The sequence below is a fragment of the Halobacterium noricense genome (genome assembly GCF_021233435.1).
GTDB classification, from domain to species: Archaea; Halobacteriota; Halobacteria; order Halobacteriales; family Halobacteriaceae; genus Halobacterium; species Halobacterium noricense.
Genome location: NZ_CP089469.1, coordinates 307,445 through 332,748, shown reverse-complemented (window position 1 = coordinate 332,748; position 25,304 = coordinate 307,445). Strand labels below are relative to the sequence as shown.

Genomic DNA, 25,304 nt, shown 5'->3' with positions numbered 1-25,304 from the left:
CCTACGTCGAAATCCGGAAACGACACGCCATCGCTTATCGGCGACTCGAACGTCAGAGAGACGTAGATGCCGTTCAGTATCGATTTCCTAAACGACGGCCGCGTTCTGGAGTGGGAGGCAACCGCCGTCGGCGCCGTCGCGACCGAGCGCGATGACTACACCCCACGCTTCTACGTCGCCGCTCACGACCCAGCGACCGACCTCAACCTCACGACACTCCAGTCGGTGTACGACCAGCACCCGGATGTCGTCGCGACCGAACTGGTTGCGCGACAGCCGGGCTTTCGACGAGACGAGGAGACAGTCCTCGCCGTCGACGTCGCCCATATCGACCGTGTCACCCCACTCGCCCGGCAAGCGCGCCAGCTGTCGGCCTATCCAGTCGGTGATCTTGCCTGTTTCAATGTCGATTTCTCGCGAGAGTTCCGGTACTGTCTGGAGACCGGCGCCGATCCGACGCCGGCGAGCGAGCTGTCGACGCTCCGGCTTAGTGTTCCGGTGACCGAAACGAGCAACGACGTCTACGAGGAACTGTCCGTCGCCGGCAACACCGTCACCGGCTCGCCGACGGATCTCCTGACCGCCGTCCAGGGGACGCTCGAAGCACACGATCCGGACGTCCTGGTCTGCTCGACGAGCGAGATCGTCCCGACGCTCTACGAGATGGCGACGGACGCCGGCGTGGGCGACTTCTCGCTGAGTCGGTGGCCGGACGTCGACTACCAGCAGCTTGCGAGCCGATCGACGTACTCGAGCTACGGTCGCGTCGGTCACTCACCGGCGCGGTACAACGTGCCCGGCCGGGCGATCATCGACGAGTCGAACACGTTCTTCTACGGGGAGACCAACCTCGACGGCGTCCTCGACCTCGTGTCGCGCTCGAACAAGCCCGTCCAGGAGCTCGCGTGGGCGTCAATCGGGAACGTGCTCACTGCGATCCAGATCTGCGAGGCCCACGACCGCGGCGTCCTCGTCCCGTGGAACTCCTGGCGCCACGAGTTCTACAAGCCGATGGGGACGCTCCACGACGCCGACCGCGGCGGGTTCATCTTCGCGCCCGAGGTTGGCCTCCACGAGAACGTCCACGAACTCGACTTCTCGAGCCTGTATCCGAATATCATCTGCACGCGGAACGTTTCGCCCGACGTCATTCGGTGTGATTGCCACAGTGATCGCGAGGACGTTCTCGGCCTCGGCTACTCGATTTGCGATGAACAGGGTTACCTCGTCGACGTCCTCCAACCGCTAGTCGACGATCGCGATGAGATCAAGACCGATATTCGTCGCGAACAGCAGCGAGAGGTGCCTGACCAAAACCGTCTCGACGAACTGGAGGGGCGGTCGGCCGCGCTGAAGTGGATTCTCGTCGCGTGCTTTGGATATCAGGGATTCAGTAACGCGAAATTCGGGCGGATCGAGTGCCACGAAGCAATCAACGCGTTCGCTCGGGAGATCCTATTGACTGCGAAACAGCGGTTGGAGGCGGGCGGATGGCGTGTCGTTCACGGGATCGTCGACTCGATCTGGGTGACGCCAGACCCGGACGTCAGCGACGACGAACGAGAATCACTGGAGACGTTGGCCGCCGAGATCACGGACACCGTCGAGATCCGTCTCGAATATGAAGCCGAGTACGAGTGGGTGGCGTTCGTTCCCCAGCGCGAGAGCGACGCCGGCGCGCTGACGAAGTATTTCGGGAAGGTTACGGGCAAGGATGAGTTCAAGATACGCGGCATCGAAGCCCGACAACGATCCACGCCGGAGTTCATTGAAGACGTCCAGCGCGACTGTCTCGAGATCCTCGGTCAAACGCAATCTCCAGACGCGGTTATCAGTCGCTTGGAGCGGGCGATTTCGGAACTTCACGCTGGAGATGTCGATTCCGACCAACTCGTTGAACGGAACCGAGTCTCGAAGCCTGTCGAGGCGTACACGCAGTACACCCAGAACGTGGCGGCACTCGAGCGTGCTCGTGACCAGGACCTCGCTGTCCATCCCGGACAGGATGTCGAGTATGTGGTCGTCGACGACGAGAAGACGTCACGAGAGCGTGTCGCCCTTGCTCACGAAGAGACGGACCAGTATGATCCATCGTACTACGAGACGCGGCTGGTCCGAGCTGTCGAGAGTGTCGTCTCGCCGCTTGGATGGAGTCGGTCGGATATTCGACGAAGGTTGGCAAAGACACGAACGACTAAGATCACCTCGTTCTGACCCTGTGGTTGCAACAAGATGCGGGTGGAACCACACACCCCCCTCGTTCGGAATGAGATTATACCCTCCATACCACCTGATTAGAGGCCACGGTTCCACCCGATGAGAAGGTTGCAGTAATGGATTCGTCGGTTATACGCCCTCGACGTATGGTCTACTGCTTCAATTCAAAGGATAGAATAGCTGTACTTCCAGTGTTAGGCGTATTCACGAATACTTCTAACTAGTACCGTATTTCACTTAGTGAACTTTTAGAGTAGCTAGGTAATAAAGCTAGGGTTATAACTAGACAATTGATCCTTGGAAGTCTACACTATCTTGCGGTTTGGAGAGAATGACTCGTCCTAGTTAAGAACCGCCTAGTTGGTTGTTGGAAGATCGCGCCCATACGGTCAGTCTTACGGGATCTCATTCCGAATCAGGGGGGTGTGTCCCTCCAGCTCCAATCTACATCCATCCTGTTAAGCTGGCATCAATATCGTCCATTAGTTCGGTGAACACCTCACTCCGAATCAGGGGGGTCTCTATAGCATTCCCGATTCTTGGCTGATGGACCAACTCGTACTACCTCATTCCGAACGAGGGGGGTTATCTGAACCCCGCTGATCATTTGAGCTGCTGACAATCCTCTCGTTCTAGGAAATAGCTCACTCCGAATCAGGAGGGTGAGGTCATCAGAAGACGCAGATTTGAACGACAGCTCACTCTGAATCGGGTATCATCGGGTATGGCGGTGTCACCTATCGATTTTCCGCTGTTTAGCGCCGATATCCAACGAATCTCATTCCGAACTAGGGGGGTAACGACTAAGTAGGTTCCTTTCCAGGATGAATCTATGACAGACAACGAGGAACCAGATGGTGGCGGTGACTCGTCTATCACGGACCAGCAGCTGGATGATTTCGATACAAACAGAGAGGGCAGTTCTGCTTCTGGAATCTCGTCGTCCTCGGAGGAAATCCAACGACAAGACTCGAACGATCCGGCAAATGACCCGTTGTTCGTTCGGGAAGGTGATGAAGACGGTTCTTCAACTCACATCTGGGCAGATCGAGATTTACTCTCAATTGGAACAGTTCCTGGCCCTGATCGCATCGTCGGTCGTGACACGGAAATCCAATCGGTTGCTGGAGAAATCCGACACCTCATTCACGAATCACAACCAAACCATGTAGTCATTTATGGCGAAACCGGAACTGGAAAATCACTTGTCAGCCGTCACGTGTCCGACCGTCTCGTTGATACTGCCACGGCACGTAACGTTCCCGCTGCTAGCGTCTACGTTGAGTGCAAGAAGAATAATACCGAAACACGAGTGGCCCGAACAATCGCTCGTGCGCTAAGCGACAAATCTGGTTCTGATATAGATATCCCTCGTATCGGTTTAGGTTCCGCCGAGTACTACGATTACGCCTACGAAATCATTGACGAGTACTACGATGGGCTCATTGTCATCCTTGACGAAATCGACATGGTTGATAACGCTGAGGGGCTCCTCCATGAACTCTCGCGGGCTCGAGAAGCTGGTCACACCGACGCCTATATCGGAATCATTGCTATCAGCAACGACATCGATTTTGGACAAAAACTCAACGCACGCGTTCAGAGTTCGATGCGGACAACAGACTTCGTCTTTGAACCATACCAAAGCGATCAGATCGAGCAGATCCTGGAGTATCGACGAGACGCGTTCCATGATGGTGTCGTTCAAGACGGCGTCATAACCGAGACTGCCGACCGGTCGGCGGATGAACACGGTGATGCAAGGAAGGCAGTCGATGTATTGCGGATTGCTGGCGATATCGCTGACGACGCCGATGCAGAGGTCGTTAGTCCAGAACATGTCGACAAAGCGGTCAAGCGTGCAGAGGTTAATCGAGTCAAGGAGACGATCGAGAGCACCTCACCCCAGTCTAAACTCGTTCTCTACACTCTCGGTCGCTTGACTGGCTCGAATAATCGCCGCTTCCGCACCTCTGGTATCTACAGTCAATACGAGACGACCTGTGGCGACGTCGGTGCTGATCCTCTCTCATATGATCGAGTGAGCCAAATTCTCAGCACGCTCGCGCTAATGGGGATTTCTGAGTCACATCAGGTCGGTGGCGGACACAAACAGGGTGTCTACCTGGAACACCAGCTTATCAAGGACAAAGATGTAGTGATGAAGGCAGTTGTAGAGAGTGATGAACGGCTTTCAGAACTTCACAACGGCACCTACGAGATTTGATTAAGCATCATGAGGGTTCATTCTACCTAGAACCCTTCTGCTGAAGCTCATTCCGAATCAGGGGTGTCAAATCTTCTGAGAAGTGAACAAGCTCACTTCGAATTAGGGGGGTTGTTCTCGAGAGAACCAAGTTAGCTAATCGTCTGGACTGACCGGTCCTTTGTACTGCGAGCGCACCTTCTCGCCTTCCCGCCACTGCCAGTAGTAGTAGCGGTTGTCGTTGATCTCCTTGATCGTGATTGTAGCCTTCGAGGGGACGTCGTCCGGAAGATCCTCCGGTCGCTCCTCGATCTGTTCTTCCTCGTCCTGTTCGGCTAGTCGGGCTTCGCGTTCGCGATGTTCGGCGAGCCCCTCGGCGTACTGGGCGATATGCTGGAGCACCTCCGATGATTGCTCATTGAGCATCTCCACGACGTCGTCGGGGATTTCTTGCGGTGGGGATGGTGGCGAGAAAGACATGGATCACGGCGTGTTAACCAACACTGGCACTGGAATCTTAGTGCTGTTGGTTAACCTGGGTATTTATCGAATCGAGAGCTCTTCGAGAACCGCTACTGTTGCTTCGAGTTCCCTCCGCCGGGCTTCTCGTTCGTCGATTTCCTGCTCTAGTTCGAGAATCCGCTCCGAAAGCTGCTCCGTCACGTCTCCAGTCGCCGGAAGCCGTCCATCAGGACGTGGGGCGGTTCCGCTCCGAATCTCGATGTCGACCCGCCGTAGATGCTTACAGCCACCGCTCGGCCGGCGCTTCGTGAAGTCTGGACACGTACACGTCTTGCTCGCGACGTCGACCTCGTAGGTGTTCCCCGACGCCGACTGCACCTCGTACACACCACCTTTCCTGAGCAATGAGACGTCTATCTCCTCAGTTCGAGCGCGCTCGGTACGGGGTTCGCTGTCTTCCTGGTGGTCTTCATCGCTAACCGACGGCTGCTGCAAATCTCCTCCGGGAGTCGTGGTCGTGGAGGTGGCAGCAACAACGCCGCCATCGGCGGCTAATCCATCTCGTTCGTGTTCGTCTCGATCCATCTCTTCAGTCTCGCTTGTCTCATTTCGTCCGGACATGGATTGGTCTGGGTCTGTCCGGCGTGACGAACTCGGTCACGCCGTCACTCTTCGTCGGCGGAAAAAACAACTCCTGAAACGCGCCAGCGCGGATACCTCCGCTACTTCGTCTGCCGGAGAGACACAGACTCGTTACCCATCGACGGTTTCGATGAGTTCCTTCGCAGTCGATCCGATTCGACCAAGCCGTTCTTGAACTGCGTCTGCGTCGTCGTCCTGCCACGCGGCCAGGTAGAACGCGGACCCGCTCGTATCCAGTTCGAAATACCGCCCGACGATGTAGGCGACTGCCTCGGCCTCAACCTCGCGTTTCGCCCGCTCGGTCTCGTCGGTGACGTCTGCGTGGAGGAGCGCGTGAGCGTACTCGTGGATGAGTGTCACGGCGAGATCAGCCTGATTCGTACGGGCTTTCGCCTCGACGACTGGTTGGAGATCACGCTTACTCCGGTATTTGCAGACGCCCTTGGCGTCGCCATGCTCCCAGTCGACAGCGTCGACGATACGGACCGTCACGCCGATATCAGCGGCTGCATCCTCGAGTGCGGGCACGAGGTCGTCGGCATCGCCAGTCGCCTCTGTCTCCAACTCGGGAAGCGGCTCACCCTCGGTCTGGGACACGTCGAAGACAGCCGTTGGTTTGAACCCGACAAGCCCTTTCGACCACTCGTCCGGCGCCGTCTCGTCGTACTCACAGCCGCTTTGCTCGTGGTAGCTGGGCGAATTTTCGCACTCAGGACATTGCGTGGTGATGATCGGGGCCCAGATCCAGATCGCCTGCTCGCCCTCCTGGACGTGCCGGTCGAACTCATTCCGCCAGGTGTTGTACCCCGCGACCTTCGTCGCGTCAGGGCACTGGAGATTGATGAGGAGTGTATTCCGGTGCGAATAGTCGTGGAACCGGGATTGAACATCAAGCCACTCCTGGAACTCTGAGCTGGACTGCGCGTCCTCGACGTCTGCAACGAGGTCGTCGATCCAGTCTTCGATGGTACTGTGCATCTCGTCGTGTCGGGCGTCGGTCTCCTCGAACGAGACCGACGAGTCACTGGTCGTAGCCATAATATTCACCGAATCGAGTTCACGGCGATTGCGTCAGTTCAGGACGCGCCGCACCCCTTGGGGCGCACAAAAAACTCGCGGCGGCGGTCACCGCAGGACTGCTTTCTCGTCAGCGAAGCCGACCGCGACGAGGTACTCGAGGAACTCATCGAACTGCTCCACGTCGCTGGGCGTGTCGGTCGCGAGGTGTCGCGCCCACTCGGTGGCCCACTGGAACGCGGGATCAGTCCCGCCCTTCCCGTGGATGTACCACCAGCGAGCCGCTTTCAAGACGACGAGGGGATTCGTCGGTGGCTGATCGCCGGCGAGTCCACGAGTGATTGACCGGATCTCCTCGGGTACCTCGGCGGGCTCGACCTCGCCGGATTGTGTGTTCGTGATATCGACTGGAATCGCATCGATCGAGACGTCGTTCACACGTTGTTGTTGACTCACGGGAATTCACCTCAGTCTGAAGACTCGTTATCGAGCCTTCGCCCTCTTCGGGGGCTCGAAAAACTGGACGACGGCGTCACACCGGCAGGAAGAATCCGCTCAGGGTTACGGAGTGACTCCGTCGCACCCTGTCATAGAATACGCTCGTGCCCCTCTTGGGGTGGTGTCTGCAACGGGAGTGAAATACCACCCTCTCTTACTGGCCACTACTCATGCACGAAACCGAAGAAAAGACGCTGAACAGCCTCGTACCACTCGGTCTAATTCATGCGTTTCAGAGTTGGTTTCGCGGGTTTCAGGGCCAGCGGGTCGGAGACCCGCGGCCCTGTCCGAAGTGCGGTGAAACCACGGTCTGGAAGAACGGCTACCGAACGGATCGGCTCTTCGCCATCCTCATCACCGAGGATGGCTTCGACGAGATCACTGTCGAGATTCAGCGGTATCAGTGCTCCGAGTGCAGACATTCCTACGATGGCGATATCGGGGAGCTGTTCTACGAGGACTGTGAATACGCCAAACCAGTCGTTGATCTCTGCCTGTTCCATGCGGCGAAGAATCCGTTCCACGCGTGCGAACGGATTCTTCAGAATCAGTACGGTCTCCAGGTTGACCGCGATACGATCCAACGCTATGCCGAGCTGTTCGGCGACGAAGTCGCCGAGCAGCACAGCGTCACGATTGCCGGCTGCATCCTCTCGATGAACTTCCTCTCGCTGTTGTTCGGTGACAGCACCGTTGACGAACTCAAAACCGAGTTCGCCGACGAACTCGCTGCCGAGGACATCGACGGTCTCGTCGGGGTCGCCGACGAGACCTATCCGGCGAAGAAGGGCGCAAAGAAAGACCTCTACGAGGAAAATATGCGCCGGAAACAGGAGGGAGAAAACCCGAAGAAGTGGCCGGAAGGGTTCACTGTCGGATGTTCCTATCTGACTCAGCTGGGTTGTTTCGCCGGACTCCAGTGTCGGAACACCGCCTTCGCGCGAGCGCTGGCGCTCGCGCTCGTCTTCCCGCTCTTGGGTGTGGATTATTGGCTCACCGACGACAACGACTGCTACAACGACATCTTGCCGGATCGGGTGAAGTGTCTCGTCCACAAGCTCCGGACACGCGCTCGCAGCGACGAGCGCGTGTCCGAACTGCACGAGGCGGGCGAGTTAGAGGAGTTGCGGGAGTATCTCGAAGACGAGTACGAGACTGCGTACGAGGAGATAGTGGCGACACTCCGTGAGGAGCACCCATCGTTCTGGGACGAGGACGAAGAAGAGTTCAATGGGCCAGTGAGTACGAATGCAATCGAAGGGGGGAACTGGCGGCTGAAATACGGCCTTGGAGTCCCGTACGCGCGGTGCCATGCGGCACGCGCGCGTACATCGTTGTTGGCGCTGCGTGAATCGATGTCGACGTTCACAAACGGCGAGCCGGCGGAGAGCTTCGCTCACCGCCACGGCTCATTTAGCTTTGAGCAGGTGTTGGGTGAGTCCTCGACACAGCCGCTACCGCCCCGGAAAGAAGATCACGTAACTCAGGCGGCGTAAGAATCGGAAGGAGGAAGCAGCGGGTAAGGCTCTGCGTTTCACCCGAGTACTCCTCAGCACCTGAGCGTCTAGCATAAATAGTTATGTGAGTTGCGCACATACCTACGGACTGGGTATGACCGACGCAAACGTCGCCCTCCTCGTTCGACTCCAAGCACAGTCCGGCAAAGAATCCGATGTCGAGGAATTCCTCCGTTCGGCACTGCCGATGGCCGAGGAAGAACCGGACACCACCACGTGGTTCGCGCTCCGCATGGACGATTCGACGTTCGGCATCTTCGACACCTTTCCGGATGAATCCGGTCGGGAAGCGCATCTCTCGGGCGAAATCGCTGCTGCCTTGGAGGAAAACGCGGACGAGCTGTTCGCAGAACCGCCGGAGATAGAAGAAGTCGACGTACTGGAGGCCAAACTCCCCTAACATCTGAAATTGGACAGACAGAAGCAGCAAAGACGAATCTCACATCTCGTTCACGAACGCCGGACGTGGCGATGGACCCTTTCGCGCTACCGCGCCGTTAGTGGCGACCTTCCTCGAACTCCTCGATGATTTTATCACAGAAGGCGGGGATGTCGTCGGGCTTGCGGCTGGTCACCAGTCCCTCGTCGACGACGACTTCCTCGTTGACCCACTCGCCGCCCGCGTTGCGGATGTCGGTCTGTAAACTGGGGAAGGAAGTCAGCGTCCGACCCTCGACCACGTCGGCCTCGACCAGCGTCCACGGGCCGTGGCAGATGACTCCTGCGGGCTTTTCTGCCTCGATGAACTCCCTGACGAAATCCACTGCGTCGCCGTCCGCGCGGAGTTGGTCCGCTCCGACGGAGCCACCCGGAACGACGAGCGCATCGTAATCGTCGGGGGAGACCTCGGGGAAGGTTTTCTCCACCTCGAACGTGTCACCTGGGTCGAGGTCGATGATGCGATAGACGGCGTCGCCGCTCCACTCGCAGTGGTCGCTGGAACACATCGCGCTTGCGTACGCGCCGTTCTCGTTGTTCAGATGGACACTCAGGAGATCGAGACGCTCGCTGCAGAGCGGACACTCTGCCGGAACCTGTACATACCGATAGCCCGTCGCGACGGTGATGTCGTCCTGGTCCACTTCGACGCCGTGGCGCTCCCCGAGTCGGTCACGGACTGCTACGCGAAGATCGTCCAGGAGTGCATGGCGCATTTCCTCATCGACGCCGTTAACGGTGATCGTCAGCCGATACGCTGTCGTCTGGTCTACATCGTCCATTCTGGTCACCTCTGGGGGCACGTTCGGTCGCGCCCGCGCCCCTCTCGGGCGCTCAAAAACCACCAGTCGCACCTAGTGTTAACCAACGCTAGTAGTGAAACGGTCTCTTGTTGGTTAATTCAACCAACACCCTTTCGACCGTCACGACAGACTTGCGTGTTCGTCGGACCCCCGCTCGGGGAGTGAGTCCCAATCTTTAAGACGAATCGAGGAAATACAATATGATGACGATGGCTCAGAGTACCCTCGGTCGCATCTGGAATCGGCTCGTTGACCGGTACGATCAGGATGATGAGGCGGATTGCTGCGGGCCCACTATCGAAGAAGCCCAATCTGACTCCGCAGCGTCCGAGTCGGAACCCTGCTGCGAATAAACCAAACCGTACAATTCCAATATGTCTGAAACAGAGTCACCGCCGGAGGATGCCCAGGATGCACTTGAACGGCTGTACGATGATCCAGCAGCCCGGATTGCCGCCTTGCAGGATGTTCGGCCATCTGACCACGATGTCGCCGGTCAGGAGGCTGTCTTCAAGGCCCTCGGCAATGAAGATCGGCTCCGCGTTCTCGAGGCGCTGCGCGACTCGGAGTGCTGTGGCTGTGAATTACAGGTCGTCCTCGATGCCCCGCAATCAACGGTCGCCACGCATCTCCGGAAGTTGAAAGAGGCAGGCCTGGTGAAATCGCGCAAGAAGGGGAAGTGGAGCTACTACCGTATCGCCGATACCGCGGTCTTCGAACTACTCGACCTCGCCCACGCAATCCAGGAGGACGCCTGAGATGCTTCCACCAGGTCTTGGCGAGGCGCTGCTCGATTCCTGGGACTACTTCCTCCACCTCGCCGTCATTCTCGTCCCGCTATTCATCGGGGCATCGTTCCTCGTGGGCCTCGCCCAAGAGTACCTCCCACCGGAGAAAGTCGAGCGCAAGCTCCGCGGCCACGATGAGGGAACCGGCAACGTCGCTGCCGCTGGATTAGGAGCTGTCACGCCGTTCTGCTCGTGTTCGACGGTTCCCGTCCTCGCCGGATTACTGCAGGCAGGGGCACCGCTCGGGCTGGCGTTTTCGTTCCTGCTCGCATCGCCGCTCGTCAACGAGATCGCTATTCTCCTGCTTATCGGCCTCTTCGGAATTGAAGTCACTATCTACTACGTCCTCATCACGTTCGTTGCCGCTGTCATCGGTGGCATCGTCATCGGACGGCTCGGATTGGCCGAGCACGTCAAAGATGTCCGTGTCGTCGAAGAGACGAATCAGGCCGTCGCAACGGACGGTGGGACGGCTGACTGCTGTGCAGGTAGTCCAGTTACGGCGAACCAGACGCACAGACAGCACGTCGAGACGGCCGCACGTGAAGCGTGGTTGTTCTTCGTCGATACGCTCCCGTACCTGATTCTCGGGATGACGCTCGGGGCACTGATTCACGGTGTCGTTCCCGTCGACGTTCTCCACACCGTCCTTGGTTCGGAGAATCCGCTGGCCGTGCCGCTGGCGGCGGTGGCCGGTGCACCGGTCTATATCAGCCTCAGCGGGATGCTTCCCATTGCGGCGTCCCTGAGCGAACAGGGGATTGCTATTGGGACCGTCCTCGCGTTCGTCGTCGGTGGCGCGGGCGTGAGCATCCCGAACCTGATTCTGCTGAATAAGCTCTTCGAGCGCCGGCTGTTGTTCGTCTACGCTGGTACCGTCGTCACGATTGGGATCGTCGTTGGTGTCGTATTCAACGTCTTCATCGTCTGAATCCCCGCTTTCAAATGCAGTACTCAGGCGTTCTTTCGCCCTCGAACAACACCGTGACGTCGTCGATATCGTTACCCTGACGACACTCTTCATTGGTAGAAACAGTCTCGTATGGTATTCGCAGCCGTCTGTTGTCGTTATTCGACGGCGACGACTGCGTCAACGGTGACTGCGGCACCGCCCAGGAGTTCACAGACGCCGACCGTTGTCCGCGCGGGATACGTCTCCTCGAAGTACTGCTCGTACGTCTCGTTCACCTGCTCGTACGCGTCCATATCCGCGAGGTAGAGCGTAACCTGAAGGACGTTCTCAACGGTCCGCCCATGCTGGGCGAGGACGGATTCGAGGTTCTCCAGGCAAAGTTCCAGCTGCCTCGACGCAGAGTCATCGCCTGCCACCGTTCCATCCCGTTCCGGGAGCTGCCCCTCGACGAAGAGGAGATCCGAATCACCGGTTCGCTGGCCGAATGCGCCCGTAAAATCGGTTCCGTCGCGTTGTTTGCGAGTGGTGCCACTTGCACGCGAGACGACACGGGTCCGGGTGGTTGATTCGCTCGCCATGTGTTAGTTGTCTCGTTGTTCAACTAACTTAGTTCGACCGGTGTTCAATCAAACGCCCAAATATGGTTATCTGGCGCTCTTCGTTCGGGTCTGCTCGCTCGTAATCGAAACCACTAATTGAGTCGTCTCTCAACTAGGTGCTAATGGCACAAGCCACAGATCGATTACGACGCTATCTCGACGACGAACTCGGGGAGTGTCGCAGCGAGGACGTCGAACGTCGGCTCGACGAACTCGGCACGCTCGAAGTAGCACTTGGGGCAGCGCAGGTAAACGCCGAACTCGATGTCCTCTCGGCACTCGCCAACGAGACCCGCTATACGCTCGTCCGTGTTCTCGTCGCGGCCCAGGAGGAACTCTGTGTCTGTGAGTTGCACGCGGTCGTCGACGTGAGTGAGAGCGGGCTCAGCCATGCTCTCTCGGCGCTGGTCGACGCGGGCCTCGTCGACGGGCGGAAGGATGGCCGCTGGAAGAAGTACCGGGCGACCAACCGCGCAGTCGCCCTCGTCACCGTCCTCGAAGGGAGCGTGAGCGATGAGTAACGTCGACGCCCACGAGCACGGACCGAACTGCGACTGTGAGAGCTGTGGCGACCCGCGGTCGATGGACTTCCTCGACAAGTACCTCACCGTCTGGATCTTCGGCGCGATGGCCATTGGCGTCGGACTCGGCTATGTCGCGCCGTCGGTAACCCAACCGATTCAGAATCTCCACCTCGTGGGAATCGGCCTCGTTGTGATGATGTACCCACCGCTGGCGAAGGCGGACTACTCACAGCTCACGACCGTATTCAGCAATTGGCGGGTGCTCGGGCTGAGTCTCATCCAGAACTGGCTCATCGGCCCGACGCTGATGTTCACGCTCGCAGTCGTCTTCTTCAGCGGGCTCGTTCCCGGCCTGCCGGCTCGCCCCGAATTCTTCCTTGGACTCATCTTCATCGGGATGGCTCGATGTATCGCGATGGTGCTCGTCTGGAACGAACTCGCCGAGGGTTCGACCGAATACGTAACCGGGTTGGTCGCGTTCAACAGCCTGTTCCAGATCATCACCTATGGGGTGTACGTCTGGTTCTTCGCGCTGTTCCTGCCCCCACTACTGGGCATGGAGACACTCGTCGCCGGGATTACCACTTTCGACATCACGCCGATGCAAGTGTTCGAGGCAATCGTCGTCTTCCTCGGGATTCCCTTCGCCGCAGGCTTTCTCACCCGCTATGTCGGGACACGGACCAAGGGCGAGGAGTGGTACGACGAGGTGTTCGTACCGAAGATCGACCCCCTGACGCTTGTCGCGCTGCTGTTCACCATCATCGTGATGTTCGCCACGCAGGGCGAGAACATCATCGCCGCGCCCGCAAACGTCCTGTTGATTGCGGTGCCGCTGACGATCTACTTCGTGGTGATGTTCTTCGTGAGCTTCGGCATGGGCCGGGGCATCGGTGCAGACTACTCGACGACGACCGCAATCGGGTTCACGGCGGCCTCGAACAATTTCGAGCTGGCAATCGCGGTCGCCGTCGCGGTGTTCGGCGTCGGCTCCGGTGTTGCCTTCGCGACCGTCATCGGCCCGCTCATTGAGGTTCCAGTACTGCTCGCGCTGGTCAACGTCGCGCTCTATTTCCAGCGGAAATTCGACTGGGCTGACTCCGAGACTGGAAGTTCCGGCCCATCCGCTCCTGAACCGACCACGAACGACGACTAATCACCACACAAGCCAATGTCCACGAATACTGATCCGGCTGAACCGATTCGAATCGCCTTCATGTGCGTTCAGAACGCTGGCCGTTCCCAGATGTCCACGGCGTTCGCAGAGCGAGAACGCGACCGCCGTGGTCTCGACGACCGCGTCGAGATTCTGACTGGCGGGACGCATCCGGCCGACCACGTCCACGAGGAAGTAATCGAGGTGATGGACGAGGTGGGGTTCGACCTCTCCGATCGAACGCCGCGCGAAATCCCGATTGACGACCTCCAATCGTGTGAGTACGTCGCGACGATGGGGTGCTCGACCCTTGATGTTGGAGAGGTCGGGAGTGACGTCGAGGTGCGCGATTGGGCGCTCGACGATCCCGATGGAGAAGACATGGAGCGAGTGCGCGAGATTCGCGATGAGATCGAACAGCGCGTCAGCGCACTGTTTGACGAATTCAGCGACGCTACATAAGACGGTAATATACCGAGTTTCGGTGGGTTCGGCTATAGAGTGGTCAACACCAGTATTTCACCCCCGCTGTATCAGAGCACGTGGATTACGCGATTGCTCTCCGGCGGCGTAGGTCTCCGACAGCAGTACACGCTGACTATTGGGCGGTGAGTCGTTCGTAGAACGTTCTCGGGTCGACAATGTCGATCCCTTGGAAGGAGTCGATATCGAGCAGATGCCGATCGCCAGAGACGAGATAGTCCACGTGACCCGCTACGGCGGCCTCAAGAAATTTGTCGTCATCGGGATCATCGTCAACCGCTGTGATGTCCTCGTCTGGGTCGACGAACTCCGCGTAATACCGGATTGTTTCGACCTCCTGCTGGACGTCTTCTTCGTCCATGTGGAACTTCTCCGGGTATTTCAACAGCGTGTCTCGAAACTCAGTCAGCGTCGCGACGGACACGATAATCTCGTACTCGCTAGTGAACCCCTTGACGACCACGTCGTGGGGGACACCCGTTGAGATGACGCTCGAAATAAGGACGTTCGTATCGAGAACAGCTCTCATTCATCGGCGCTCCGCGCGTCGTGGACCAACTGGGTGACTTCATCCATGGAGAGATCGACCTCTTCCGATCGCTCCTCGACCCGCTGTTGGAACTCTTCGACTGAGGGGAGTTCGAGTTTCTTCAAGACCAGACCGTAGTCTGTCGGGACGACCATCAGCTTCGTGCCCTTTTCGAGGCCGAACTGTTCGCGAAGCCGACTCGGGATCGTGATCTGTCCCTTCGAGGTAACCGTCGTGACTTCAGGGTCGTCAGTACTCATTGGCAGTTCTACGTAAGAATTCCTTACGCAGCGACTTGAACCCACCGATCAATTTGATTCCATTGAATGCTCCGTCGTTTCCTCTAACAGTTGAGAATCAGCGCTCGGCGTCGTAGATAATTGCTGAGCGGCTTTCGTAGCCGCAGTCTCGACACTCGAACCACCGTTCTACCTTCGCGCCGTCGGCACTCTTCTGGCCGACGACGACGTCGTCGTTCGGACACTCTGGACAGGGTAGTTCAGGCCTGGGGCGCTTTCGGAGTTCGTCGCGAAACGATTTCGCTTCCTTCGTCGCGAATCCGCGCGACCACACCGGGTAGTTGTCGACGAGAATCGCGGCACGCCACTTGTGGATGTACGAGTCCGGCGCTCGGTGAAGCACCGCGTGCGCGTTGGTCTCTGTATTTCGATACGCTAGCTTCGGGGTACGGCTCTCTCTCGTCCAATTTGTGATTCGTGGCATGGGTACTGATGCCCCCGCGTTCGGGAGGCTCGCAGTCGCTTGATTCGGGTATTGACTGGTCTCGCGAGTTGATAGCGCACTTCTCACCAACGATTAACCAACATGGACAGTCGAACGAACTGGCTGTTGGTTACTCCACGAAGAGACAGCGATCGGCCGCGTCATCGCCGGCAAGGGTCTGCTGATCCTCGGCAGTATCGGCGAAGAGGTTCGACTGATCACCCTCGGATGATCGTTCTACCTCTGGACGGTCGTCGACGCCGAACTCACTCGCTTCTGGCCGATCAAGCCGCGAGTCGCGTTCGCGGTGATCCACGTCCGCACCGAAGTCCTCGAGCGAGGTTTCGACGCTCGTCTCAGTCACTTCGAGCTGGCCATCGTCTCCGAACGCGGTCTGCTGTTGAATTTCGATTTCTGGTCGATGGTTCATGTGAATCGAGCCTCCACCCACTGGAGGCTCCGAAAAACTGCCCACGACCGTCGTCTCACTCCTCCTCAGCGCGAATCTTGTTGGCCCGGTGTTCGAGCCGGCGAAGAATCGGGATTCGTTGCTGATTCGCGTTCTCGTAGGCGACGCAGGCTCGCAACGTCTCCATATCGTTGATCGTCACGATACCAGCGTTGAGAAGTCGCGTATTCGGGGGTTCGAGCCGTTGTTCTGGTGAAAGCTCGCTTACGTCAGTTGATTGACCGTCAGGATTGCTCACTGATAATCGCCTCCGCCACTGCTGAGGCGACAAAAAACAGCCCTCGCCGTTACCCGTCTTCTTCCTCGGGTTGGATCTGGCGAGTATCCTCAGCGAGGTCGTGGATATACTCGCGGAGGGTTTCCATGTCTTCGCGAGCGTCTTCGAGGGTCTTGCCCTTCACTTTGGCCGTAATCTTGTCCTGATCACGGGTGCCAGTCCCGCGAGTAAGCTTCACGGTGAGGGAGACGCCGACGTCACTGCGTTCGACGTACTCCGTTCGTGTCGGCTGTTCACTGGCTTCGGTCGATTCGTCATCTACACGAGATGGTGGGGTGTGTTCTGACATGGTTACTCTCGGTGATTAGTTCAGATGGACGGTGCGACCGGCTCACCGGGTGTTTCGTGAAGGACTGCGTCGATCTCGGGTCCCGTGAGTCGCCAGCGTCCAGCAGACCCAGCACAGTCCAGCTGGCTCACGACCTCGGTTTTGAACTCCTGGTAGTGGTCGAGGGCGAACGCCTCGTCTCCCGTGTAGTCGAGGAGGAGTGCGAGCGCGAGTTGTGCCGGACCACTACCACCATATCCCCATTCGAATCCCGAGGGACTGTGATTCACCAGCGCGAGACTCCGCTCTGGTGTGAGCCGTTCTTGGCCGGGACGTTTCTCGACGATAGCCTGCCCGCTCTGCCGATACCCGACGTAGGCGATGTCGCAGTCGTTCGGTGGGCGTGACTGTTCGATCGAATGTGTGTCGCTAGTTCTACTCATCGGTCTGTTCGGGAGCTGCTCGTTCGAGCACCCCCGCACCCCTCAGGGGGTGAAAAACAACCACAGGGACTGATTTTCCCTACGCAAGATGGGATACGTCTGCAGGTTCATCGACGTCGTCGAACTCACCACGTTCGACCGGCTGCCAGTCCTCACCCGGGTCTGGACTCCACCAGTCGACCTTGTAGGCGCCCGGTGCGCCGAGGATCTTCACGCGCGCCGACCCATCAGGCAGGTCGCGGCGCAGTTTCTCGTCGACGTGGAGGTTCCAGGTCGTGCTTGTATCGAAGCAGGCGAGGACGGCCTCCTCGTAGCCGCGTGTCTCTCGGGATTCTTGGAGTTCGACCTGTGTGTTGCAGTGCTTGCAGAACACCCCTTCGAACGGAATGTGACTGAATATCTCGTGCCCACAGACGGGGCACCAGAGGAACTCGAACAGTGCTTCGCTGTGGCGGTCGATAACTTCCAGACTCATCTGTGGATCTGGCCCGCTTGAGACGGGCCACTCATTCCGGCCCAGAAATAAACGCCACCGATGCCGCTGAAAATAGATCCGACTCTCAATTGCTAACTATCACGACCGTGTTGTACTGGGCGTTGGTCTGAGTGAGTGCACGCACTTTTCAGGAATTTCGTCGTCAGGGATGTTGATTGGTGCTGTACTGCCGGTAAAGGTTTATCAGACTATACTGCATCTGGTTTTGTATGTCCGCTCCCACGGCCGGAGAAGCCGGAGACGAAGACGGTAATGGGTCTCCTGAAGCTGTTTCTGCTGAGGAGGCACTTGAGATGCTGCCTGACGAAGACGAATTTGAGACCGATTTCTAACACGGTAAGGGTGGGTATGTCTCTCAACGTTCGGCGCCGTACACAATCCTTGAGGCCGCTTCGTACCCACAGTTCCGACACTCGAACCAGCGCTGGACCTTCGCACCGTCAGCCGATTTATCACCGACGACCACGTCGCCGTTCAGACACTCCCGACAACTCATCTCGGGAGCAGGTTGGTCGCGGAGAACGTTCCTGAACGATTTCGCGTCTTTTGTCTCGTACCCCCGCGACCACACCGGGTAGCCGTCGACGAGGATTGCGCCACGCCACTTGTACCGGTACGAGCCCGGGGCTCGGTGTAAGACCGCCCGAGCGCCGGTCTCGGTATTCCGGTATGCGAGTGTGGGTGTGCGACTCTCGCGCTTCCAATTTGTGATCCGGGACATTCTTTAGAAATGGACGTCGGCGGGCACGATCCAGAGCTCTTCACTCTCCTCGAGGAGTCGGTCCAGTTGGCCACGGTGGCGAATGCCGGTTCCGTGTTCGGTGTACAGGAAGATCGTCGGGCCGTCGTACGCACCGACCTTGTGGAAGGCGTGCCGGGCGAGGTCCTCGTCGCGCATGATCTCCTCGTCGGAGAGTTCGTCGATGGCCTCTTTCACCCGGTCGAGATTACGCTCGAATTCCTCCTTCGTCGCCTCCCAGCCACGCTCGAGCAGGTCTTCGCCGTCGTCAGAGTCGACAGGGGCTGCCGTCGGGAGTTCACCCCATCGTGCCTTCCCCGCAACGGACGTGTCCTCCTCGTCGAACGTCACGTGGTAGTCGAAGACGGCGCTGGCATGTGGGTCCGCGCCGACCAGGCGGTCGAACACCGTCTTTCCGGTGGCCAGTGCGTCGTCGTGGGTCGATTCTTCTACCAGAGCGTAAATCACCATGTGCATCTCGAACACCTCGAAGCGCCGACGCACCGGGAATGATTGCTCGCTCACTCCTGCTGCGCCGGCACCCATTGCCGGCGCTCGAAAAACCCGATCTAGCGGTCGATTCTTAGGACTCGTTCGCTCGGTCGACTGTAATGGTTAGATCGCCCGACGCGTAGTCGGCCTCGAAGTCGACGGTGAACGCATCCGAGTCGTACGCGGCGTGGTAGGCACGGTGTCGTTCGGGTGACCCCGTCGCCTTGAAGTGGAAGAACGCAGCTGAGGTGTAGGGCTTGCTCTGGGTTTCGATCTGCGTCTCGACAGAGGCCGGGAGCGCGATTTGTGGTGTGTCCGTGTCGATACTCGCAGCGAACGCTTTCGCTTCCTTGACGGTCGCGTGCGAATGTGCGGGCGTCTCGCCGGTGAGCACGTTTACCGGCGTCTCGGTATCGTCGGTGAACAGGACATCGTGGAAGGTGCGTGTCCCGAGAATCGCCTCGGGGTCTAATTCGCAGTCGTTGAATGGATCCTCAGCTGAGTCTTTGGTCATCAAACCACGAGCCTATGTGGGGCTCACCCCTTCGTGCCCCGGAAAAACAGGGTCGTCAGTAATCGCCAGGTGTCGAGGGGGAAGACTGAATGTCCGCCTGGGGGATAGCGACCTTCTTGCCGGGCAGGCTCAGAACAATCCGGTGATGAATCCGAGTCCCATTATGATGAGCACGGCCGCAGAGAACGCCGGCAGATACGGGGTGTACTGTTTGACCTTCTCTTCGTAGTGCTGATAGCCGGCGATCAGCAGCATCGTCAGCCCGACGATGCCGATGATGACGGTGATTGCGTAGGCGCTCATCAGTTCGAGACAGTAGTTTGACCCGGCACACAGCGCGATGATCTCGAATTCTTCCTCGTGGGCGAACCCAAGTACGAACGCGAACCATGCGATGCCGAAGAGCCCACGTTCTGCAGCCTGATCGACGTCGTCGTGTGAATGGGAGTGGCCTCCCACGAACGGGATAACGCCCTTCACTCGGGCGAGAAGGCCATCTTCTCCGTGGTTGTGTGAATGATCGTGGTCGTGCCCGTGCGGGTGGTCGTGTTCGTGGTCGTCGTCGTGGTTGTGTCCGTGACCCTCACCGTGGGTGCCGTGTGAGTGGCCGTGGACGTATTCGCGGATTCCGAGGGCGATCAGCAACACTCCAGCGACGAGGCTAACCGGCCCGCCGATGAAAATCGTCGTCGAAAACAGATCGACTGGAATCGGCTCGTTGACCTGTGTGAGATTGAAGTATCCCTTCGCGTAGAAGAACACCGCCACCATCGCTATACTACTGATGAGGTGTCCCAGGCCTAGAATGAAACTCGCCGCAAACCCGTAGACCCATTTGTTCGTCTGATCGAGGGCATACGATGCGGCCACGGGCCAGCCGTGGCCCGGCTCGATCCCGTGGACTGCACCGAGGAGAACTGCCCCGACCAGGAGCCCGAGCGCTTCACCGTGTAACATCGTAGGAGACATTCGGCTAACGAGGTGAATAACGGTTGTTAATACCGAATCCGGGGATTCGTCATACGGGACGGGGGACTATTGTGGGCTGGTGGCGAGGGAGAATGTATGCGAACGAGTTTCAATATCCCAGACGGGGTGGTCGCAGAGTTCGATCGCGTCTGGCAGGACGAGGGTCTCGAGAATCGCTCCCGGGCCGTTCGGGAGGCAATGCTCGAATATATCGAAGCCCACTCTCGGCTCGAGGATACGTCCGGCGAGATAGTCGCACTCGTCGGATTTGATTATCGACACCACGACGTTATCCAAGAACTCCACGCTGTCCAACACGACTACCAAGACGTGATTCTCAACACGAGTCACACGCACCAAGGGGAGTGGTGTCTTGAGTCGCTCTTCTGCCGCGGGTCAGCTGAGCGGGTTCGTGGCCTCACCTACCGACTCCGGGATTTCGACGGCGTTCGGCGTGTGAAGGTGATGGTCATTCGAGATGAGGAGGCGTAGCGGCCGGCCAGCTTCTCTCACCGTGGTACACCGTCAACTCAGTCCGCTTGGATTGCCTGCGACTCGCCGGTCGGAATGAGCAGCTCCTGTCGGTCCCCGACCCGCTCAGCGAGCTTCCGTTTCAGGTACTGTCTCGCCGTCGACGGCGTGAAGACGCCCTTGTCGAGCATGTCGCCGACGACGTCTTTGAGGGCTGCGAACTGGCCCTGCAGGTGGCCGTCGCCGACCGGCTCGCCGTCGTACCAGCGCACCGTCGCGAGCGCGCCGTTCCCGACCGTCTCTCCCTGTTCGACCGTCTCAGAGTCGTACTGGAGCCCGAACCACAGCGTCCGATAGGCGGTCACCTCGAACGTCGTCGACACCACGAAGAACGCCTCGTGGTGGAGGTAGTCGAGATGGTCCGCGACGATCTCGTCGAGGGTGAGCCCGGTGGCGCGGGGCTTCGGCTCGACGACCGTCGACGGTCGATCCTCGCCGGCGAGGTAGCCGTCGACCGCATCTGCCTCGAGGCCATCGGCCAGTTCAGCCAGCAGCTGTTTCGCCCACTTGGAGTCGGTGTCGTCGCCACCGAACGGCGACTCAGCCGAGATTCGGTGCTTGAGCTTGAGGTCCGCTGCGCCCCAGTGGCTGTAGTGGAGCGTGTACTGTCCGTCTGTGCGTTCGTACGCAACGAGTGCGCGGTGTCCCATGGAGCAATCACCTCACGGGGCGATCGCGACTGGATCGCCCTGCACCCCTCCCGGGGGACGAACAACTCTACAGTAGTTGCTAGTGAGGCTTCTTTATTCGGGATGGGTACTGAAACCGGGTAGATAAATCGGTAAGTGGAACTGCGAATCGAATAGATGCCTCTCACGCTGTAGCGGCCGGAGGAATGAGGGCAACGTTCTTTAGCCGAATGCCGATATACGCGATGAGCGCTACGATAACCGGGAGTGCCACGCCGGTCGTTGCAAAGACGGTGCCGAGAATGCCGGAAGTGATGATTTCTTCGCTCATTTGTCGGATGGTGTTGAGGACGGTACTCTCCGAACCGCCGTTATGCCCCCAGCAGGATTCGAACCTACAAACCTGGGTTCCCGTCTATTGACCAACGACACACCGTTCTTACAAAATTTCGATGGTCCGACATAGTAAATGTGCTGTCTGAACTTAGGCGAATTCGAATTTCCTTACGACATGCCCGTTGAAGGCCTCCATATCCAGATTGGCCTCATTCTTCCTTCCCTCGGCTTTCGCCATAGCCTATGCAAAGCGGGACGAAGATCTAGCCTCACTCGACTTTTTAATAACTCAGGTGAGAATTTTTATTAATCATTTGTACTAAAGACCGGTATACTAACAGCCGAATTAATACCGCTGTAGTCTCTACCGCCACCTAATGACCGAGGTCCCGGAAGAACACACGGGCCATGATCACCCCCACGACCACGATCATGAACACAGCAACAACCATAACTCGACCCAGGACACCGAACACAACCAAGACGACAGCACGACCCTCCAGCTATCGGTTCCTGAAATGGACTGCCCGTCGTGTGCGGGCAAAGTACAGAACAGCGTCAAACAACTCGACGCGGTAGAGAGAATCGATCCGGAGGTTACGACAGGCACGCTGACAGTTACCTTCGAGAAAGACCACGCGACTCCCGGTGACGTCGTTGACCGCGTTGAGGCGGCCGGCTATAGTGTCGAGTCCGACATCGGTGAAACCACGGCGGAATTTACCGCTCCGGAAATGGACTGCGCTTCGTGCGCGGGCAAAGTCGAGAACGCCATCAGCGAACTTAATGGCGTCACCACTTACCAGACCCATCCTACGGTTGGTAAAATTACAACCACGCTCGACCGAACGCGGACCTCGCCTGAGGACGTCACGGACGCTATCGAGGGGGCAGGATACGAAGTAACCGAAGCAACAGCTGAGAGCAGCGAAACAACCGATGTCGCCTCCACTGAGAGCGTCTGGCAGAGTACACGCGCCTACAAGACGTGGATTAGCGGCGTCTTCACTGCCCTCGGACTTCTCCTTGGATTCATTCTCGCCGGCCTTAACGCTGAACTCATAGCGACGAGCAGTCTCACCCTTTCAGCAGCTGACGGTTTTTTCCTCGCGGCAGTCGTCGCTGGCGGCCAAGAAATCATTCGCGGTGGGTACTACTCGCTGAAAAACCGTAATCTCGACATCGACCTGCTGATGAGTATCGCTATTGCTGGCGCAGTCGGTGTCAGTCTTGGATTCGGCGAATCCCTCTACATGGAAGCCGCGACACTCGCCTTCCTATTCAGCGTCGCCGAACTCCTCGAACGCTACTCGATGGATAAAGCCAGGAATTCTCTCCAAGAGTTAATGGACCTCTCACCCGACGAAGCGACCGTTCGCCGTGACGGTGAGGAAGTCACGATTTCTGTCGATGAGGTTGGTGTGGGTGATGTCGTCGTGGTGAAGCCTGGTGAGAAGATTCCGATGGACGGCGAGGTTCTTGACGGCGAAAGCGCGGTCAATCAGGCCCCGATCACGGGGGAGAGCGTTCCTGTCGATAAAGTTCCTGGTGACGAAGTGTACGCTGGCACCGTCAACGAACAGGGGTATCTTGAAGTCGAAGTGACCTCGGAGGCCGGCGACAATACGCTCTCGCGGATTATCGACATGGTCGAAGACGCGCAGGCGAACAAGACCGAACGCGAGCAGTTCGTCGAACGATTCGCCGGGTACTACACGCCTGCAGTCGTTGTGTTTGCCGTCCTCGTTACCTTGGCGTCGCCGATAGTATTCGGCGTTTCGTGGACTCAGTCGCTGGTCTATGGACTTACCCTGCTCGTGCTCGCGTGTCCGTGTGCATTCGTCATCTCGACGCCTGTCTCCGTTGTCTCCGGCATTACGAGTGCCGCCAAGAACGGCGTGCTAATCAAAGGTGGGAGTCACCTCGAAGCGATGGGCGAAATCGAAGCCGTCGCCGTTGACAAGACAGGGACGCTCACGATGGGTGAACTAACCGTCACCAACGTTGTGCCACTGAACGGCAACAGCGAGGAAGACGTACTTCGTTGTGCCCGTGGCCTTGAATCTCGAAGCGAACACCCAATCGGCGATGCCATCGTTGATCACGCGACGGGCCGTACTACCGGCGAACCGTCGATCTCGGACTTCGAGAGCATTCCCGGGAAAGGTGTCCGTGCTGACGTAGACGGCACAACGCACTATGCAGGAAAGCCGGGGTTCTTCGCGGAACTCGGCTTCGACCTGGACCACGTCCACGCTGCTACTGATGGTGGTGTTGTCACCCAGAAGAGTCGAGATCTCTGTGAGCGAAATAGCTGTCTTGACCTGCTTGAAGACGTTGTCCCAGGCCTCCAAAACGAGGGAAAGACCGTCGTCCTCGTTGGTACTGAAGACGAGTTGGAGGGCATAATTGCAGTTGCCGATGAAATTCGTGAGGAGTCGAGGTTCGCTATCGAACGTCTCCACGACCTCGGTGTGGAACACGTCATTATGCTCACGGGCGATAATGAACGAACCGCCCGTGCGATCACCGAGGAAGTTGGCGTCGATGAGTTCCGCGCGGAACTCCTTCCTGAGCAGAAAGTCACAGCGATTCAAGAGCTTAACAACCAGTACGACGGCGTCGCTATGGTCGGTGACGGTGTCAACGATGCACCCGCGCTTGCTACTGCGACAGTTGGAGTTGCGATGGGTGCGGCGGGAACGGACACAGCACTAGAGACAGCGGATATTGCGTTGATGAGCGATGATCTGGCCAGACTGCCGTATCTCTACGAACTCTCTCATGACGCGAACAGTGTCATCCGTCAGAACATCTGGACAAGCCTTGGGGCGAAGGCCGCGATGGCAGCGGCCGTTCCCTTCGGTTTGGTCCCAATTTGGGCGGCTGTTCTCGTTGGCGACGCGGGAATGACGCTTGGCGTTACCGGGAACGCGATGCGGCTCTCCCGCATCACGCCGACTGAGGAGAGTACTGGCGAGGTGTCAGCATGAGTGAAACTGGCCTGAGTGATGCTTATCCGCGCGCAAGTCCGTGGCCACTACTTGTGGCGCTCGGGCTCGTTACCTCGGAGGTAGGTGTTGTGTTCGGACTGCGCCCAGTAACTGTCGGTGGATTGCTGCTGTTTATTGGCTCTGTTACTGGGATTCTCACGGAGTCCCAGCATGTTACACGACCACTTCGTGTGATTGCTATGCTGAGTACGCTTGCAGCAGCAGGAGGACTGCTACTACTTCGCTATGATACGAACTTCCGCGGGGTGTCACTGTTGATCGCTGGGAGTATCGGCATTACAGTCGGAATTATCGGCTCTCAACTGATTCGAGAACGAGGTGTCGCATAATGGATCTTGACGACCGAGTCGTATTCGGCGCAATTGTCTTCGCAGGTGTCGCTATCCCAGGCGTGGCTAGTTACTTCCTCTCCGAGATTGGCGCGGATACGCTCGGCCAGATCGTCTGGGCGGCGGGCTACGGTGGGATGATACTATTCGTGTGGTACCACTGGCTCCGACCGATGGACATGCAGGGGGCATAACACATCGATGCTTGACCTCCGAACGCTAACTGCCTACATCATATTTCAGGGATGCTGGGGCAGGACAAGAACCAGTCGGGTTGAGGAAG

Annotated in this window: 34 protein-coding genes; 14 read left to right on the top strand and 20 right to left on the bottom strand. The window is 58.2% G+C overall.

The features are described 5' to 3' along the window. Positions 1 to 66 precede the first annotated feature (66 nt). Both LT974_RS17290 and LT974_RS17285 read left to right on the top strand, forming a co-directional pair. The gene (locus LT974_RS17290) at positions 67 to 2,214 is read left to right on the top strand and encodes a type B DNA-directed DNA polymerase (protein WP_232590504.1); all 2,148 of its coding nucleotides are present in this window, start codon (positions 67 to 69) and stop codon (positions 2,212 to 2,214) included. Between the two features lie 835 nt (positions 2,215 to 3,049). Further along, on the top strand, positions 3,050 to 4,444 hold the full coding sequence (locus LT974_RS17285; protein WP_232590501.1) for a Cdc6/Cdc18 family protein: 1,395 nt from the start codon (positions 3,050 to 3,052) through the stop codon (positions 4,442 to 4,444). Positions 4,445 to 4,579: 135 nt separating this feature from the next. Here LT974_RS17285 and LT974_RS17280 read toward each other — a convergent pair whose 3' ends face one another. The 4 genes from LT974_RS17280 to LT974_RS17265 form a co-directional block, all read right to left on the bottom strand. Then, positions 4,580 to 4,903 carry a hypothetical protein gene (locus tag LT974_RS17280; protein WP_232590499.1) on the bottom strand — a complete coding sequence of 108 codons (324 nt, stop codon included), beginning with the start codon at positions 4,901 to 4,903 and terminating at the stop codon, positions 4,580 to 4,582. A gap of 63 nt (positions 4,904 to 4,966) precedes the next feature. Continuing rightward, entirely contained in the window at positions 4,967 to 5,506 is a 540-nt protein-coding gene (locus tag LT974_RS17275; RefSeq protein ID WP_232590497.1) for a hypothetical protein, read from the bottom strand. A 132-nt stretch (positions 5,507 to 5,638) separates the two neighbouring features. Next, the gene (locus LT974_RS17270) at positions 5,639 to 6,565 is read right to left on the bottom strand and encodes a M78 family metallopeptidase domain-containing protein (protein ID WP_232590495.1); all 927 of its coding nucleotides are present in this window, start codon (positions 6,563 to 6,565) and stop codon (positions 5,639 to 5,641) included. Positions 6,566 to 6,652: 87 nt separating this feature from the next. Continuing rightward, complete coding sequence (locus tag LT974_RS17265; RefSeq protein ID WP_232590493.1) at positions 6,653 to 7,000, bottom strand: hypothetical protein; 348 nt, start codon at positions 6,998 to 7,000, stop codon at positions 6,653 to 6,655. 212 nt (positions 7,001 to 7,212) lie between these two features. On the opposite strand from LT974_RS17265, the gene LT974_RS17260 reads away from it, so the two are divergent. Next, positions 7,213 to 8,538 (top strand): hypothetical protein, encoded by a 1,326-nt coding sequence (locus LT974_RS17260; protein WP_232590491.1) that lies wholly within the window; start codon positions 7,213 to 7,215, stop codon positions 8,536 to 8,538. 115 nt (positions 8,539 to 8,653) lie between these two features. Continuing rightward, the gene (locus LT974_RS17255; RefSeq protein WP_004054295.1) at positions 8,654 to 8,959 is read left to right on the top strand and encodes a putative quinol monooxygenase; all 306 of its coding nucleotides are present in this window, start codon (positions 8,654 to 8,656) and stop codon (positions 8,957 to 8,959) included. 97 nt (positions 8,960 to 9,056) lie between these two features. Here the strand turns inward: LT974_RS17255 and LT974_RS17995 are convergent, their stop codons facing one another. Further along, positions 9,057 to 9,779, bottom strand: coding sequence for a type 1 glutamine amidotransferase domain-containing protein (locus LT974_RS17995; protein WP_135536520.1), 723 nt, complete (start codon positions 9,777 to 9,779; stop codon positions 9,057 to 9,059). A 395-nt stretch (positions 9,780 to 10,174) separates the two neighbouring features. Between LT974_RS17995 and LT974_RS17245 the strand changes: the two genes are divergently transcribed. Together LT974_RS17245 and LT974_RS17240 are read left to right on the top strand one after the other, a co-directional pair. Continuing rightward, positions 10,175 to 10,558: an ArsR/SmtB family transcription factor gene (locus LT974_RS17245; RefSeq protein ID WP_135536523.1), complete on the top strand. Its 384-nt coding sequence runs from the start codon at positions 10,175 to 10,177 to the stop codon at positions 10,556 to 10,558. A 1-nt stretch (position 10,559) separates the two neighbouring features. Then, complete coding sequence (locus LT974_RS17240; protein WP_135536525.1) at positions 10,560 to 11,519, top strand: permease; 960 nt, start codon at positions 10,560 to 10,562, stop codon at positions 11,517 to 11,519. A 137-nt stretch (positions 11,520 to 11,656) separates the two neighbouring features. Here the strand turns inward: LT974_RS17240 and LT974_RS17235 are convergent, their stop codons facing one another. Further along, positions 11,657 to 12,079 (bottom strand): RidA family protein, encoded by a 423-nt coding sequence (locus tag LT974_RS17235; protein ID WP_135536527.1) that lies wholly within the window; start codon positions 12,077 to 12,079, stop codon positions 11,657 to 11,659. Between the two features lie 143 nt (positions 12,080 to 12,222). Between LT974_RS17235 and LT974_RS17230 the strand changes: the two genes are divergently transcribed. The 3 genes from LT974_RS17230 to LT974_RS17220 are packed head-to-tail and all read left to right on the top strand — an operon-like array spanning position 12,223 to position 14,242. After that, on the top strand, positions 12,223 to 12,621 hold the full coding sequence (locus tag LT974_RS17230) for an ArsR/SmtB family transcription factor (RefSeq protein WP_135536529.1): 399 nt from the start codon (positions 12,223 to 12,225) through the stop codon (positions 12,619 to 12,621). Further along, the gene (arsB, locus tag LT974_RS17225) at positions 12,614 to 13,780 is read left to right on the top strand and encodes an ACR3 family arsenite efflux transporter (RefSeq protein WP_232590489.1); all 1,167 of its coding nucleotides are present in this window, start codon (positions 12,614 to 12,616) and stop codon (positions 13,778 to 13,780) included. The genes LT974_RS17230 and arsB overlap by 8 nt, the downstream gene beginning before the upstream one ends. 15 nt (positions 13,781 to 13,795) lie before the next feature. Next, the gene (locus tag LT974_RS17220; RefSeq protein WP_232590488.1) at positions 13,796 to 14,242 is read left to right on the top strand and encodes a low molecular weight phosphatase family protein; all 447 of its coding nucleotides are present in this window, start codon (positions 13,796 to 13,798) and stop codon (positions 14,240 to 14,242) included. Positions 14,243 to 14,378: 136 nt separating this feature from the next. Here the strand turns inward: LT974_RS17220 and LT974_RS17215 are convergent, their stop codons facing one another. The 8 genes from LT974_RS17215 to LT974_RS17180 all read right to left on the bottom strand — a co-directional run bounded on the left by LT974_RS17215 (position 14,379) and on the right by LT974_RS17180 (position 17,447). Continuing rightward, positions 14,379 to 14,792 carry a putative toxin-antitoxin system toxin component, PIN family gene (locus LT974_RS17215; RefSeq protein WP_232590487.1) on the bottom strand — a complete coding sequence of 138 codons (414 nt, stop codon included), beginning with the start codon at positions 14,790 to 14,792 and terminating at the stop codon, positions 14,379 to 14,381. Beyond that, a complete protein-coding gene (locus LT974_RS17210; RefSeq protein WP_232590486.1) occupies positions 14,789 to 15,052 on the bottom strand; it encodes an AbrB/MazE/SpoVT family DNA-binding domain-containing protein in 264 nt (87 codons plus the stop codon). Before LT974_RS17210 ends, LT974_RS17215 begins: the two co-directional genes overlap by 4 nt. 97 nt (positions 15,053 to 15,149) lie before the next feature. Further along, positions 15,150 to 15,515 (bottom strand): DUF7568 family protein, encoded by a 366-nt coding sequence (locus LT974_RS17205; RefSeq protein WP_232590485.1) that lies wholly within the window; start codon positions 15,513 to 15,515, stop codon positions 15,150 to 15,152. Between the two features lie 130 nt (positions 15,516 to 15,645). Next, the gene (locus LT974_RS17200; RefSeq protein ID WP_232590484.1) at positions 15,646 to 15,945 is read right to left on the bottom strand and encodes a hypothetical protein; all 300 of its coding nucleotides are present in this window, start codon (positions 15,943 to 15,945) and stop codon (positions 15,646 to 15,648) included. Between the two features lie 55 nt (positions 15,946 to 16,000). Beyond that, on the bottom strand, positions 16,001 to 16,222 hold the full coding sequence (locus tag LT974_RS17195; protein WP_232590483.1) for a hypothetical protein: 222 nt from the start codon (positions 16,220 to 16,222) through the stop codon (positions 16,001 to 16,003). Positions 16,223 to 16,271: 49 nt separating this feature from the next. Continuing rightward, positions 16,272 to 16,550 carry a DUF7389 domain-containing protein gene (locus LT974_RS17190; protein WP_232590482.1) on the bottom strand — a complete coding sequence of 93 codons (279 nt, stop codon included), beginning with the start codon at positions 16,548 to 16,550 and terminating at the stop codon, positions 16,272 to 16,274. A 20-nt stretch (positions 16,551 to 16,570) separates the two neighbouring features. Then, a complete protein-coding gene (locus tag LT974_RS17185) occupies positions 16,571 to 16,972 on the bottom strand; it encodes a DUF6166 domain-containing protein (protein WP_232590481.1) in 402 nt (133 codons plus the stop codon). A gap of 79 nt (positions 16,973 to 17,051) precedes the next feature. Beyond that, entirely contained in the window at positions 17,052 to 17,447 is a 396-nt protein-coding gene (locus tag LT974_RS17180; RefSeq protein WP_232590479.1) for a DUF7567 family protein, read from the bottom strand. Between the two features lie 230 nt (positions 17,448 to 17,677). Between LT974_RS17180 and LT974_RS17800 the strand changes: the two genes are divergently transcribed. After that, on the top strand, positions 17,678 to 17,800 hold the full coding sequence (locus tag LT974_RS17800) for a hypothetical protein (RefSeq protein WP_255246173.1): 123 nt from the start codon (positions 17,678 to 17,680) through the stop codon (positions 17,798 to 17,800). A gap of 23 nt (positions 17,801 to 17,823) precedes the next feature. Here LT974_RS17800 and LT974_RS17175 read toward each other — a convergent pair whose 3' ends face one another. From LT974_RS17175 to LT974_RS17160, 4 genes are all read right to left on the bottom strand, one after another. Then, a complete protein-coding gene (locus tag LT974_RS17175; RefSeq protein ID WP_232590477.1) occupies positions 17,824 to 18,189 on the bottom strand; it encodes a DUF7568 family protein in 366 nt (121 codons plus the stop codon). Positions 18,190 to 18,192: 3 nt separating this feature from the next. After that, the gene (locus LT974_RS17170) at positions 18,193 to 18,684 is read right to left on the bottom strand and encodes a hypothetical protein (RefSeq protein WP_232590732.1); all 492 of its coding nucleotides are present in this window, start codon (positions 18,682 to 18,684) and stop codon (positions 18,193 to 18,195) included. Positions 18,685 to 18,790: 106 nt separating this feature from the next. Next, positions 18,791 to 19,213, bottom strand: a complete 423-nt coding sequence (locus LT974_RS17165) for a hypothetical protein (RefSeq protein ID WP_232590476.1) — start codon at positions 19,211 to 19,213, stop codon at positions 18,791 to 18,793. Between the two features lie 129 nt (positions 19,214 to 19,342). Beyond that, on the bottom strand, positions 19,343 to 20,170 hold the full coding sequence (locus LT974_RS17160; RefSeq protein ID WP_232590475.1) for a hypothetical protein: 828 nt from the start codon (positions 20,168 to 20,170) through the stop codon (positions 19,343 to 19,345). A 108-nt stretch (positions 20,171 to 20,278) separates the two neighbouring features. Here LT974_RS17160 and LT974_RS17155 point away from each other — a divergent pair, with 108 nt between their 5' ends. Continuing rightward, complete coding sequence (locus LT974_RS17155) at positions 20,279 to 20,674, top strand: CopG family ribbon-helix-helix protein (protein ID WP_232590474.1); 396 nt, start codon at positions 20,279 to 20,281, stop codon at positions 20,672 to 20,674. Between the two features lie 38 nt (positions 20,675 to 20,712). On the opposite strand, the gene LT974_RS17150 is transcribed toward LT974_RS17155, so the two are convergent. Then, complete coding sequence (locus LT974_RS17150; protein ID WP_232590473.1) at positions 20,713 to 21,363, bottom strand: DUF6735 family protein; 651 nt, start codon at positions 21,361 to 21,363, stop codon at positions 20,713 to 20,715. Between the two features lie 163 nt (positions 21,364 to 21,526). Further along, positions 21,527 to 21,673, bottom strand: coding sequence for a hypothetical protein (locus LT974_RS17145; RefSeq protein ID WP_232590472.1), 147 nt, complete (start codon positions 21,671 to 21,673; stop codon positions 21,527 to 21,529). A 382-nt stretch (positions 21,674 to 22,055) separates the two neighbouring features. Between LT974_RS17145 and LT974_RS17140 the strand changes: the two genes are divergently transcribed. The 3 genes from LT974_RS17140 to LT974_RS17135 are packed head-to-tail and all read left to right on the top strand — an operon-like array spanning position 22,056 to position 25,215. Continuing rightward, on the top strand, positions 22,056 to 24,671 hold the full coding sequence (locus LT974_RS17140; RefSeq protein WP_232590471.1) for a heavy metal translocating P-type ATPase: 2,616 nt from the start codon (positions 22,056 to 22,058) through the stop codon (positions 24,669 to 24,671). Next, on the top strand, positions 24,668 to 25,021 hold the full coding sequence (locus LT974_RS17990; RefSeq protein ID WP_408611735.1) for a DUF7541 family protein: 354 nt from the start codon (positions 24,668 to 24,670) through the stop codon (positions 25,019 to 25,021). The genes LT974_RS17140 and LT974_RS17990 overlap by 4 nt, the downstream gene beginning before the upstream one ends. After that, complete coding sequence (locus LT974_RS17135; protein WP_232590470.1) at positions 25,021 to 25,215, top strand: hypothetical protein; 195 nt, start codon at positions 25,021 to 25,023, stop codon at positions 25,213 to 25,215. Before LT974_RS17990 ends, LT974_RS17135 begins: the two co-directional genes overlap by 1 nt. Positions 25,216 to 25,304 lie beyond the last annotated feature (89 nt).